At 61.7% G+C, this 12312-nt stretch carries 9 protein-coding genes; 2 read left to right on the forward strand and 7 right to left on the reverse strand.

Annotated elements, in window-relative coordinates:
- Positions 1 to 54 precede the first annotated feature (54 nt).
- Genes HU754_RS00815 through hflK (HU754_RS00830) form a run of 4 tightly spaced genes read right to left on the reverse strand, consistent with a single transcriptional unit; the run spans position 55 to position 6000 of the window.
- A complete protein-coding gene (locus tag HU754_RS00815) occupies positions 55 to 1962 on the reverse strand; it encodes a heavy metal translocating P-type ATPase (protein WP_186620278.1) in 1908 nt (635 codons plus the stop codon).
- Positions 1959 to 3008 carry a protease modulator HflK gene (gene hflK, locus HU754_RS00820; RefSeq protein WP_186620279.1) on the reverse strand — a complete coding sequence of 350 codons (1050 nt, stop codon included), beginning with the start codon at positions 3006 to 3008 and terminating at the stop codon, positions 1959 to 1961. The genes HU754_RS00815 and hflK (HU754_RS00820) overlap by 4 nt, the downstream gene beginning before the upstream one ends.
- Positions 3005 to 4042 carry a protease modulator HflC gene (gene hflC / locus HU754_RS00825; RefSeq protein ID WP_186620280.1) on the reverse strand — a complete coding sequence of 346 codons (1038 nt, stop codon included), beginning with the start codon at positions 4040 to 4042 and terminating at the stop codon, positions 3005 to 3007. The genes hflK (HU754_RS00820) and hflC overlap by 4 nt, the downstream gene beginning before the upstream one ends.
- Positions 4039 to 6000 (reverse strand): protease modulator HflK, encoded by a 1962-nt coding sequence (gene hflK, locus HU754_RS00830; protein WP_186620281.1) that lies wholly within the window; start codon positions 5998 to 6000, stop codon positions 4039 to 4041. The genes hflC and hflK (HU754_RS00830) overlap by 4 nt, the downstream gene beginning before the upstream one ends.
- A gap of 210 nt (positions 6001 to 6210) precedes the next feature.
- Here hflK (HU754_RS00830) and lpdA point away from each other — a divergent pair, with 210 nt between their 5' ends.
- The gene (lpdA, locus tag HU754_RS00835; RefSeq protein WP_186620282.1) at positions 6211 to 7611 is read left to right on the forward strand and encodes a dihydrolipoyl dehydrogenase; all 1401 of its coding nucleotides are present in this window, start codon (positions 6211 to 6213) and stop codon (positions 7609 to 7611) included.
- Positions 7612 to 7741: 130 nt separating this feature from the next.
- On the opposite strand, the gene HU754_RS00840 is transcribed toward lpdA, so the two are convergent.
- Positions 7742 to 8215 carry an Lrp/AsnC family transcriptional regulator gene (locus HU754_RS00840; protein WP_186620283.1) on the reverse strand — a complete coding sequence of 158 codons (474 nt, stop codon included), beginning with the start codon at positions 8213 to 8215 and terminating at the stop codon, positions 7742 to 7744.
- 144 nt (positions 8216 to 8359) lie between these two features.
- Here HU754_RS00840 and HU754_RS00845 point away from each other — a divergent pair, with 144 nt between their 5' ends.
- The gene (locus tag HU754_RS00845) at positions 8360 to 8989 is read left to right on the forward strand and encodes a LysE family translocator (protein WP_186620285.1); all 630 of its coding nucleotides are present in this window, start codon (positions 8360 to 8362) and stop codon (positions 8987 to 8989) included.
- Here HU754_RS00845 and HU754_RS00850 read toward each other — a convergent pair.
- Complete coding sequence (locus tag HU754_RS00850) at positions 8986 to 11124, reverse strand: hypothetical protein (protein WP_186620287.1); 2139 nt, start codon at positions 11122 to 11124, stop codon at positions 8986 to 8988. The genes HU754_RS00845 and HU754_RS00850 overlap by 4 nt on opposite strands.
- The gene (locus tag HU754_RS00855) at positions 11111 to 12295 is read right to left on the reverse strand and encodes a DUF3142 domain-containing protein (protein ID WP_186620289.1); all 1185 of its coding nucleotides are present in this window, start codon (positions 12293 to 12295) and stop codon (positions 11111 to 11113) included. The genes HU754_RS00850 and HU754_RS00855 overlap by 14 nt, the downstream gene beginning before the upstream one ends.
- Positions 12296 to 12312: the final 17 nt, after the last annotated feature.

Consider the following 12312-nt stretch of genomic DNA (forward strand, 5'->3'; position numbering starts at 1 on the left):
CATAGCACTAGAGAGAGCGGCCCCGACGGCGTTACAGAGGATCGAAAAATAATTTCAAAGATCGTTCTTGAACTTGAGCAACGGCTCCTGAAAGCGCAGCAAGCGCCCGGCATTCCCGAGGACCAGCAACGTGCTGAGGTTGTGCAGCAGCGCGGCGATCATCGCCCCGGCGGCACCCAGCCAACCGAAAGCGGCAAACACGACAATGGCCAGCGTCCAGCCCAGGCCGATGATCACATTGACCTGCAACGTCCTGCGGCACTGGCGGCTAAGCCGCACACATGTACCGAGACGGCGCAGGTCACTGCCGATCAACACGATGTCGGCTGAGGCCAGCGCGATGTCCGCTCCGCCCGCGCCCATCGCTACACCGACCACGCCCGCCTTCAGTGCGAGGGAATCGTTGATACCGTCACCGACTACCATCGGCCGGAAACCATTGTTGATTTCCTTGAGTACGTGATTGAGTTTGTCCTCGGGCAGGGCTTGGGCTTGCACCTCATGCAAGCCGACCTCGCTGGCCAGCGATTGCGCCACGCTTTGGCGATCGCCGGTCAGCAGCAATTGCCGGCCAAGACCCAACTCGCGCAATTCGTCGAGGGCAAAACGCGCTTCCGGTTTAACCGTGTCGGCAAGCAACAACCAAGCGAGGAATGCACCGTTCAATGCCAACCCGGCAATCGGACCGTCGTGATCGGGAACCGTCGTCGTGGTGATGCCCAGTTGCGCGAACAACTCCGGTCGGCCCAACGCGGCTTCGCCTTGCGCGGTCATGGCCACCACGCCGAGGCCCTGACGTTCGTGGATATCACTGAGTGCCAAACATTCTTCCTGACTGACCAACCCTGCGAGCGCACGACTGACCGGATGACTGCTTGCCGCGCCAAGGCTGGCGGCAAGCGCGATGATCACGGATGACTCTGCGCACGGGTTATTGATCGACTGCAAGCGCAGGGTGCCGAAAGTCAGGGTGCCGGTCTTGTCGACCACCAGCGAAGTCAGGTCGGCCAGTTCCTCAAGGAACGCCGAACTGCGGATCAGTATGCCGTGACGTGCGGCCACTGCCACACCCGCAATCGCCGTGGCCGGAGCCGACAACACCAACGCACACGGACAAGCGGCGACCAATACCGCAAGCATCGCTTGCGCATCGTGAGTGATAAACCAGGTCACTGCCGCCAGCAGCAAGACCAGCACCATGTAGCTGCCAGCGTAACGTTCGAGCAACCGGGTGATTGGCGGTTTCGAGCGCTCGGCGTTCTGCATCAACGCAATGACCTTGCCCAGCGTCGACTCGCCACCGGTGCGCGTCACTTCAATACGCAACAGACCGTCGAGGTTGATCGCACCGCCGAACACCGACATGCCGACACCCGCCTCGACCGGCACCGATTCACCGGTAATCGATGCAGTGTCGAGACTGGCCTGACCGGATAACACTCGACCATCTGCAGGAATCCGATCACCGGCGCGCACTTCAACGGTGTCGCCGGCTTTCAACGTGCCGTTGTCCACTTCGATGATCGAGCCATCCACTTGCACCTTGCGCGCATGGCTGCGCGTCAGTTGGCCAAGGGCATGGATCGCCTCTTGCGAGCCGATGACGCTGCGCTCCTCCAGCACATGGCCGAAGATCATGATGATCGGCAGCAACGCGGCCGTCAGCAAGTCACCAGTCGCCCAGGCACCGAGCATAGCCAGGGCAATCAGTTGATCGGTGATGCCGTGCAAGCTCGGATAGCGCAGGCTGTACCACGCCGAGCGCATCACCGGTACGGCGACCAATAAAGAAGCAACACCCAACAGCAACTGACTGACACCGGTTTGCTCGGGCATCTGCCAGCGCCAGATCAGACCCAGACCAAGCAGGCCCAGCGCAAGCATGGCCAAGGTCAGTTGCCGTGCAGCACGGCGTTGTTCGGCCGAAGACAACAGGCTCGGTGCGGCGGTCGTCGCAGTCATTTACTGGCTCCCTGAATGATCAGGTGGGAATCGTCTTTCGGGTCGACCGTGGTCACCGATCCGGCCTGACCGAGAATCTTCGGTATGCGCTCGCGGTACAGGCGCAGGAGCATTTGCGGGTCGGTAGTGTTGGCCAGACTCAACACCGTGGCCGTATCGGCAGAGGCTTTGGCCAAGCGCTCGCCAGCCTGCGCGTGAGCGACTTGTAGCGCGCGGTCGGCCTGTTCATTGGCGGTCTGGGTGAGTTTCTCGGCGTCGGTGCGTGCATTGGCCACAGCTTTGTCGGCTTGCTGACTAGCGGTCAATACCGCGTTGAAAGCACTGACCGCCGGATCGGGCAGACTCGATTGCACATCGACCCGCGCCACTTCGATACCGATGCCCTGCCCGCTTGCCTTCAACTCGGCCAAGCGTTTGTTGATGCCTTGCACCAGATCGCCACGCAGTTTTTCCCGACGTTCCGCGGCTTGATTATCAGCACCGATCAACTCCGGTCGAGCGACCAGAATGGTGTCCAGATCGCGTGCGGCCGTCAGCGCCACCGCGCTGCGCGTCACCAGACGATCCAGCGCCGGCAAGACATGCTCGCCCTGCAACACGAAGTCGTAAGGGTCAGTGACTTTGTAGAACACCCGCACATCCAGTTGCACCACGCCGGCATCACCGGTCAATAAATAACCGGATCCGGCCAGCGCATCACTCAGGGGGGTGGCAAAGGAAGCGACCCGATCGGCCTTCAGCGCCTCATCACTGCGCAACAGATTCTCGACACGACGCTCGATCACCCGATCGGCTGACGGCAGCAAAATCACCTGTTCGAATGGCTGCGGCCAAGCCAATAGCAGACCGGCATTCTGGATGCGATCCAGCGCGCCGAAATGCAAAACCACTGCGCGATTTTGCGGATCGATTTGCCGCACATTGGAAAACACCCAAACTAATGCCGCCAGGATCGTCACCGCGTACAAGGCAAAAAACGCCAAGCGCCCAGCTTGAATCCACGGACTGTTCAGCGAATGTGTTCCACGTGGAACTTCGTCATTCATGGCTGCGATCCGGTTTTGCTGTCGAGTGTCGGCGGGCCGTCGACCAATACTCGAAATGGCGCGGCGTCTGTACGCAGAATCAGTTTGGTGTCCGGCGTAACGATGGTGCCGAGGGTGTCCAGCGAGCGCAGCAAATTGTAGAGCTGCGGTGAGCTGGCGTAAGCACGGCCATAAATCTGCGCCGCTTCGACACGAGACTGCGCTTCGATCTCTGCCGCTTTTACCGTCGCGTCAGCCTGCACAATTCGCGCATCGCGCTCAGCTGCGGAACGGATTTGCGCGGCCTCACGTTTGCCGATGGCCGTGCGTTCAGTGGCGATGGTTTCACGCTCGGCGCGCATGCGATCGACCGTGGCAGTGAGTGTCACCGACGGCAAGGTCAAACGCTCGATGCCGACTTGCACAACCCGCACGCCATACGTCGCGAGCAATTGCTGATCGATCTGCTGGCGCAACTGCGCTTCGAAATCGGCGATACGCACCTGACTGGCATCGGTGTTCACCAGATTCGCCAGATCAAAACTGCTCGCTGTGGTTTCCAGCGCCGAGCCGACAAAGGTACGAATCTGCCGCGCCGCTTCGTCCGGCTGATTCTGCACCGCACGCATGAAACGCTGCACATTGTCGGCATCGCCCTGCACCTGCCACGCGACGTAGGCTTGCACAATGATGCGCAAACCGTCGCGGGTGCCGACATCCTGCAAGCCACTGGACGTCGTGCGCAAACGCAAGTCGACCGGAATCGCCGCCTCGAACGGCGCTGGCCAACGCCAGCTCAAACCCGGATCAAGCAACACCCGCGCAGGGTTACCAAAACGCGTGATGACCGTGGCCTCGCCCGAGCGCACTTGCACCAGGCTTGCCGCCGCGATGGCGAACGCTACCAACAAGACTGCCCAGCCCATCCGCCGCCAAGGAAAAGGCCCGGCCTCCTCCGGCGCACCGTGATGATGTCCGTGGTGATGGTGATGCCCGCCGTGACCGTGATCGTGGTCGCTGTGGTCATGATGATCGTGTGTGTGCGACTGGCTCAATGGGCGACTCCTGGTTGAGCGGTGGTGCGCGCGGGCGTCGGGTCAGCCGGCAGCGTGAACGTACGCAGATCGATGGTCGGTGCATTGCTGCTACCGCCCAGACGGTGGTCGAGTATCAACAATTTGGCCTTGCTCAGGCCTTGGCCAAGCTGGCCGAGGTATTGCTCCAGCACAAAGGCCTGGCCGGCGCTGGCGTAGGCTTTTTGCTCGGCGTTGAAGCGCAGATCCGCCGCCTGCGCGGTTGCGCTGGTTTCCCGCGCACTGGCGCTGGCCTGATCGTGAGCCAGGCTGGCTTGCAATTGCGCCTGATTACTCGCTTCAGCTGCCGCGCCACGCTCGCGGGAGATCAATGCCTGCGCGCCGATCTGCGCGGCTTGCACGCTGTGATAGGCATTGGCAGCACCGGCCGGCGGGTGAATGGCTTCGACGACCGTGGCGAGAATCTCCACGCCACTGTTGAGTGTTTGCAGGTCACGCTGCACCGCGCGACCAATCTCATCGCCCAGCCCTACCCGGTCTTGACCAAGTAAGCCGTCCAGCGTGCGCGAGGCAAAGTCATGCACCAGAATCCGGCTGGCGGTGCTGCGAATCAGCGTTGGCACATCCGCGCTGTTATACGTCGCCGCCAGTGCGGCCTGATCGCTGAGGCCGATGCGATAGACGAAGCGCACGTCCATGTTGACGATCTGAAAGCTCTGTTGCTCGCCACGACTGCTGGCGATCACTTGCGATTTGTCGTTGACGTGGCTGGCGTCCCACAAACGGTTGGCGGTCATCGGTGCCGGACCCTCAGCAGGGTCGGCTTGCAGCGGGACCGGGTTGTCGCCGACGCTGGTGGCCAGTTCATGCACCACGCCGTTTTCGATGATCCGCACCCGCCCCAGCGGCCAGGGTAAGCCGCTGTGCAACCCCGGGCCGAATACCTGCACCGGTTTGCCGAAGCGCTCATAAATACCGCGTCCCTGTAGCGGAATTTCATGGATCCCGGTGAGCAACCAACCCACTGCGGCTACTAGCACCAGCACCTGTAGAAAAGCACGGCGCATGTAGCTGAACGCCCAGATCTGGCGCAGATCAATGCCAAAACGGTTGTGCAATTCATGCTGCAACGCGAGTAAAGGTTGTGGCGGCCAGCGCAACATATCGACGACAAAACTGCGCGCCAGCAGGCGCGGCTCAAGCTGCTCGTGACGAGGACTGAACACTGACAGAACGGCGCGCAATAACAACTCGATCGCGACCAATCCCGGCAAGATACCGATCAGGACAGCGACGCGAACTGGCCACACCGCATTCTCGCCCGCGAACAACAAACACAGTGCGCCCAGCACCAGGCTGATGATCGCCACACGCGTCAGTTGCGCGAGTGAAACCGCTTCGGGCCATTGCGCCGGGTTTTCCTGGGCCAGTTGCCGCTCCAGCACCAGCAGACCGAACGCCAGCAACAATGCCAACGCTGCGCCCACCGTTGCCGATAAACCCACCGCAGCGGCCGGCAACGTCAGGTTCCACACCTGCTCGATGCTCAGCACCGTCAGCAGCGCCCAGCCACCCAACCACAGCGTCGCCGCGCCGATCTGGCCGAGCAGGTGCAGGCTACGTTGGCTCAAACGGTCCAGCAGCCGCTCATACCACCCCAGCGGCGCGGGTTGTTCCTCCACGGCAAGCGGCGCCAGCACCACAGGATTGATCACCCGCGCGCGCCACTGTGTCACCCACCACGCCGATTGCAGCCCGGCAACCAGCACCAGCAGCGCGGCGCTCTGATTGACCAGCAGCGGCAGCCACAATGACTGCGGGGCAAACAGCCCGACAAAGAACGCCAGCACCCACCCTGCCCCAGCCAGTCCGCCGAGGCCGATCGCCCAGCGGCGCAGACGCCGGCTCTGCACGGCCGCCTGTTGAAAGCGCGGCAGTCCGGTCACGTGCGTGCCATCCACCTCCAGATCGACTTGCATATCACCCCAATTCATTAGCCCACACTGCATATCGTTACGATATAACGAAAAGCGTGAAATATTCGTACACAATTACGCTTATTCAAAGATGCCCAACCTGTCGCTTGGCTGAAGCCTTGACCGAAATGTCCGCAAACGCACATATTACGTTCGTAATTTTTATCCGAAACTACCGTTAGCGATCTGCATCCATCCATCAGGAGCAAGCACATGAGCAACTATGACGTAGTGATTCTGGGCGGCGGCCCGGGTGGTTATAACGCGGCGATCCGCGCCGGCCAGTTGGGGCTCAAGGCCGCTTGCGTCGAAGGCCGGGCAACCCTCGGCGGCACCTGCCTGAACGTTGGTTGCATGCCGTCCAAAGCCTTGCTGCATGCATCAGAGCTTTACGATGCGGCGATGGGTGCGGAATTCGCCAACCTCGGCATCGAGGTCAAACCGACGCTAAACCTTGTGCAAATGATGAAACAGAAAGACGAAAGCGTGGCAGGCCTGACCAAAGGCATCGAATTTCTGTTTCGCAAGAACAAGGTCGACTGGATCAAGGGCTGGGGCCACATCGACGGCCCCGGCAAGGTTACGGTGACCGACGATCAGGGCGGCAAAGTCGAACTGACCGCCAAGGACATCATCATCGCCACCGGTTCCGAGCCCACTCCCCTGCCCGGTGTCGAGATCGACAACAAACGTATCCTTGATTCGACCGGTGCGCTTTCCCTGAGTGAAGTGCCCAAACACCTGGTGGTGATCGGTGCCGGTGTGATCGGTCTGGAGTTGGGCTCGGTGTGGCGGCGGCTCGGCGCGCAGGTCACCGTGGTCGAATACCTCGACCGCATCTGCCCGGGCGTCGATGGTGAGGCCGGCAAAACCCTGCAGCGCTCGCTGAGCAAACAGGGCATCACGTTCAAGTTGAGTTCGAAAGTCACCAGCGCCACCGCTTCCGCCAACGGTGTGCAACTCAGCGTCGAGCCGGCCGCTGGCGGCACTGCCGAGTTGCTGGAAGCCGATTACGTGCTGGTCGCTATCGGTCGCCGCCCTTATACCCAGGGCCTAGGTCTGGAAAACGTCGGCCTGAGCACCGACAAGCGCGGCATGCTCGCCAACAAACAGCACCGCACCGAAGCGGCAGGGGTCTGGGTGATCGGCGATGTGACCTCCGGGCCGATGCTCGCGCACAAGGCTGAAGACGAAGCGATGGCCTGCGTCGAGCAGATCCATGGCAAGGCCGGCGAGGTCAATTACGACCTGATCCCCAACGTGATCTACACCAAACCGGAACTGGCCAGCGTCGGCAAGACCGAAGAACAGCTCAAGGCTGAAGGACGCGCCTACAAGGTCGGCAAATTCCCGTTCACCGCCAACAGCCGGGCGAAGATCAACCACGAGACCGAGGGGTTTGCCAAAGTCATCGCCGACGAGCGCACTGATGAAGTCCTCGGCGTACACCTGGTCGGTCCGAGCGTGAGTGAAATGATTGGCGAGTTTTGCGTGGCGATGGAGTTCAGTGCTTCGGCGGAGGACATTGCGTTGACGTGCCATCCGCATCCAACGCGGTCAGAGGCGTTGCGCCAGGCGGCGATGAATGTCGAGGGGATGGCGACGCAGATGTAAGCAAAAAAGTATGTGGTGACTGGGCGTCTGCTATCGCGAGCAGGCTCACTCCTACAGTTGATCGCGTTTGTTCAGAAGCATCGCGATCAATGTGGGAGCGAGCCTGCTCGCGATTGGGGACAACTCGGTCTCAGGCAGGAAGATGCCCCAGCGGCAACGCCCTCGGCGTCTTCACCGTGTGAATCGCAAAGTTGCTGCGGATGTCACTCACCCCCGGCAGTTTCAACAGGCAGCCGCTGAGAAAACGGTCATACGCACGCAAATCCGGCACCACCACTTGCAGCAAAAAATCCGACTCCCCCGACACCAGAAATGCTGAAATCACCTCCGGCAATGCCGTCACTGCGGTGTAAAACGCCTCGGCCTGTGCATCGTTGTGGCGCTCGACCTTGACCCCGACAAACACCGTCAGTCCCAGCCCGACTTCATCGCGATCGAGATTGGCCTGATAACCGCGAATCACCCCGGCCTCCTCGAGCATCCGCACCCGGCGCAGACACGGTGAGGCCGACAAGCCGATTTCGTCAGCCAGCTCGACATTGCTCAAGCGTCCGTTGCGTTGCAGCGCCGCGAGAATCTTGCGGTCGAAGGCGTCGAGTTTCATGGTTGGCAGATCCTGATAGTCGTGGCGTTGAAAACCAGCAGATTATGCCAAAGCAGCAGGCTTTTGAAGCGGACTACGCAAGCACCTGCCTCACCTTTCGGGCCTAGACTTGGCGCACCGAATCGACAACGAAAGGGCTGCAACATGGCGAGTCTCTGGCTGTTCTTCCTGGCATTGGCGGTGGTCTATCTGTTGCCCGGCCCGGACATGATCCTGCTGCTGCAAACCGGCGCTCGGCAGGGACGCGGCGCGGCGCTGGCCACCGCTGTCGGTCTGGGCATCGCCCGTGGTTGTCACGTGGCCCTTGCGGCGTTGGGGCTGGCGGCGCTGTTCAAAGCGGCGCCGTGGACATTCGAGGTGGTGCGATTGGCGGGGGCAGCGTATCTGCTGTGGATCGGCATTCAATGCCTGCGCAGCACCCTGCTGCCGAACCTGAATACCGGTGAATCTGTCGACGCACACGGGCAATGGCGCGAAGCCGTCCGACGCGGTTTGCTGACCAACCTGCTCAACCCCAAAGCGCTGCTGTTCTGCTCGGTGTTGCTGCCGCAGTTCATCGTCAATGACGGCGTGGCGGTGCTAAGCCAGTTCGCCGTGCTGGGCATGCTGCTGGTCGGTGTCGGCCTGCTGTTCGACAGCGCCTACGCCCTCACCGGCGCCGCGCTGGGTCGTTGGCTGCAACACAGTCCAACGGCCCAACGCGTACAACAATGGCTGTTCGGCAGCCTGCTGATCGGTTTCGCCGTGCGCCTGACGTTCGTCCAGCAGGCTTAGCCTTTACGGACCTTGCGCTGGCGACGACTGATCAACAGCAACGCAGCACCCGCGACCAGCACAACCGCGCCGATCTGCACCGGCCACTTGTACGGCCGCAGCGATGAACGCACGGCATCCGTGACCTGGGTGACGTAACGCTTGTCGGCGTTTTCGAAGTCCGGGTACGGGCACTGATTGCCGAAATCCACCGCCCACGGGACAAACGGACCTTCCTTGATGTAACGCTGATACAGCGCGCTCTGATCTTCCAGGCTACTGTTCCAGCCAGCGGCGTTGCACAGCACTGCGGCAAACGCCTGACTGGTGTGCGGCAGGTTGTCAGCGGCGCGCCCAGCCAGCTCGGTGGCGACGAATCGGTAGTGATAGCGCTGATCCGGTTTCGCTTCGCTGGCGACCTGACGTTGCACTTCGGCTTCGCTCACCAGCGGACCGACTTTCAGCTCGGTACTTTCCAGGCTGTAGTTGCCACCGAACGTTGCGTAGTCCGGCGCCATCTCGTAACCGAGAATATCCATGCCCCACTCGCGGGCTGTCCACGCCGCGTTGTACAAGGCACTGGCGCGCTTGGTCGGCCACCACGCGGCATCAGCCTTCAGCCGTTGTTCGCCGTAGAGGCGAGCCTTGTTTTGCAGGTCGGGATTGTCGAAATAAGCCACCGCGTCGGCGTAATGCCCTTCACGCAGCAAGCGCCGACCAAGCAGATTGCGCAGGCTGGCGGCGACCGGCAGCGGCACGTAGTTGTCACGCTCCTGCTGGGTCAACGCCGGCGGCGCCGGGACGTTGTCGTCGACGTATTTTTTCAATTCCTCGACCGTCAGCACGCGTTCGGCCACGGTCGCAGCGTCAAACCAATAGGTGCTGTTGCTGCGATACAACTGCACGAAGGCTTGCAGGTATTCGCCGCGCTGCAAGGCGAGAATCGCGCTTTCGCCCTCGACCCGGCACTTCGGCTGAACGGCTTCATACGCCCAGTCCGGGGTTCGCCGGTAACCCCAGTCTTCGCTCTGCGGGAAGGCCTGCGCGGCTTTCGAATAGGCGGCGGCCGCGGCATTTTTATCGCCGTCACGCACCGCCAGTTTCGCCCGTAGCCACCACGCCAATCCGCCGTCGCCGGCGTTCTCGAGAAAAGCCTTGGCCCCAGCGTAATCACCCTGTTGATAACTCATTGCCGCCAGACGATCAGCGTTGTCGAGGCTGCCACGGGTGCTGTTTTGCAGCAGCTTGACCAGTTTCTTCTCGTTCGGCGGCTCATCGCCAAACGACCAGCCTTGGCGGCTGACCAGCGATGCCGTGACCATTTGCTGCACGGCTTTGTGTTGCAGCAGCTCGGCCAGTTCGGCCTCGGGCAACTCCGCCAGTTCATTCATCAATTGCTTGAGCGAGGTGTAACCCACGGCCGAACCGTGCAGATTCTGTGCTTCATACAATTCGATGGCGCCGCTCCAGTCGCCTGCCGAGCGCAACACCCGCGCCTCTTCACCGAGGCTGGCAACACCCAACTCCAGCGGATCGCTGAAACCGTCGATGCTCAGTTGCCGGGCCTGGCGGAACGCATCACGCGATTGTTCCAGCGCCTCGACCGCATCCCCTCCTTCACTGCTCATCGCAAACCAGGTACGGCCCATCGAATACGCCGCCCACGTGCTGCGCAACGGACGCTGATCTGCCGGCAGCGCCAGCAGCTTGTTGAAATACTCGACGGCGAGTTGATGATCGCCCGTGGCAAACGCCACCGCACCGGCCACGTACAAACGGATTTCCGTCGGCAGACTGGCGCCCTGCACCTCGACCTGACGCGCATCGGTCAGGCCACGCAGTTGTTTGACCAACGCTTGCTGCTCGGCGCTCAGTCCGGCCTGCTCGGCCTTCTCCCGTGCCTCGGCGGCCGCGTTTTCCTCGCCGTACATATCGTTCGGATTGTGCGTTGCCGCGGTGACATTCTTCAGCCCGGCGATGGCTTTGCCGAGGCGACTGAGTTCGAAGTTGAAGTTGCCCTCTGGCAGATCCGCGAGGGTTTGCCCGCGATTGTCGAGCAGGCGCATGGGGAAATCCGGTCCGCAGGCCAGCGCCGAACCCAGCGGCAGGCAGAGGCTCAGGCAGAGCAGATGGCGGGGCCAGTTACGGGTCAACATGCGAACCTCCTTGATCAATATTGGCGCAACGCGCCCAACCGATGGCGCGTTGCCCACCCGCCGGCAAACGGCCGTCGCGCAGGCGGGTGAAGGTAAGCAGATCCGGGCCTTGTTGCAACGAGTAACCGGCGAGCGCATCGGCGCCTTCACAGCTTTGCGCCTTCAAGGTGATTTGCGCAGGCCAGGCACTGTCGAGGTTACCGGGGTTTTCGAGTTTGATGTCGTAGAGACCGTCGTGTTCGCTGAACGTCACGCCGAGCTGGCTGACGAGTTGATCACCCCGGGCCACCGCGCGCAGGGTGGTCAGGCTCCAGGCGCGGCGATCATTGGCCAGCGGCAAGCGAAACCAGATCAGCCCGGCCAGATGCGCCGGCGGGTCTTCGCGCAGGGTCTTGCCGAGTTGGCTCAACTGCAGCGGATCGGCGAGCAACTCCTGACGCTCACCGCCGCGCTCAAGTTGCACCTCGCTTTCCACCACCGGCGCCCCGCCGTCATCCGGCAACAGCGCGACACCGTAAGCCGGCAGCGCGAGATAAAAAGGTTTGTCGGTAATCCGTGCCCAGGCCTTGGCCCACTTCAACGCCTGATCAGGATCGAACAAACCCCGACGCGGATCGCTGACGGCGTGGACTTGCAGCACGCTGCTGTCGACGGTTTGCAGGAGTGTTGGCAATTCTGCGCTGTCGAGCCAGGCTGGCAGTGCAGTGATACTAAGCGCTAGTGAACTCGGCAATGCCGCACGCAGATGCTGGAGGAATTGCGCGTACGCCGGCAGACGCGCATTACCCGCGTCGTGATCGATCTCGACACCGCTCGGCGTCAGACCTTGCGCCTGCCAATCGGCAAGCACCTGCAGAATCTGCGCGGTGACCTGGTCCTGATCCAGCGACTTGAGCTGGCCGTCGAGACGAATCACCGCGATCAACGGACGGCCATCGGCTTTCAATAATTGCGCATCGATCCGCGCCCGGCGCCATCCGGCATTCGGAAAGGCCTGCAGCGCCAACACACGCAGCGTCGAGAAATCCTGGCGACTGTCAGCCAGCGCCGCCTCGTGGGCCGGCGTCCATTGGCGTTGCCAGATGTAGAGTTGTTGGTCGAGGGGGCGCGCGTCCTGCTGCTTGCAACCAGCAAGCAAAATGCCCAAGAACAGACCCACAATAAGCCGCATACCTTCCAACCTTCCGA

Origin of the sequence: Pseudomonas zeae, assembly GCF_014268485.2 — a bacterium.
Classification (GTDB): domain Bacteria; phylum Pseudomonadota; class Gammaproteobacteria; order Pseudomonadales; family Pseudomonadaceae; genus Aquipseudomonas; species Aquipseudomonas neuropathica.

Excerpts from the sequence above, each read along its gene's own strand:
- HU754_RS00850 (WP_186620287.1), bottom strand. The coding sequence starts at position 11,124 with ATGTTGACCCGTAACTGGCCCCGCCATCTGCTCTGCCTGAGCCTCTGC.
- lpdA (WP_186620282.1), top strand. The coding sequence starts at position 6,211 with ATGAGCAACTATGACGTAGTGATTCTGGGCGGCGGCCCGGGTGGTTAT.
- hflK (WP_186620279.1), bottom strand. The coding sequence starts at position 3,008 with ATGAATGACGAAGTTCCACGTGGAACACATTCGCTGAACAGTCCGTGG.
- HU754_RS00845 (WP_186620285.1), top strand. The coding sequence starts at position 8,360 with ATGGCGAGTCTCTGGCTGTTCTTCCTGGCATTGGCGGTGGTCTATCTG.
- hflK (WP_186620281.1), bottom strand. The coding sequence starts at position 6,000 with ATGCAAGTCGATCTGGAGGTGGATGGCACGCACGTGACCGGACTGCCG.
- HU754_RS00840 (WP_186620283.1), bottom strand. The coding sequence starts at position 8,215 with ATGAAACTCGACGCCTTCGACCGCAAGATTCTCGCGGCGCTGCAACGC.
- HU754_RS00855 (WP_186620289.1), bottom strand. The coding sequence starts at position 12,295 with ATGCGGCTTATTGTGGGTCTGTTCTTGGGCATTTTGCTTGCTGGTTGC.
- HU754_RS00815 (WP_186620278.1), bottom strand. The coding sequence starts at position 1,962 with ATGACTGCGACGACCGCCGCACCGAGCCTGTTGTCTTCGGCCGAACAA.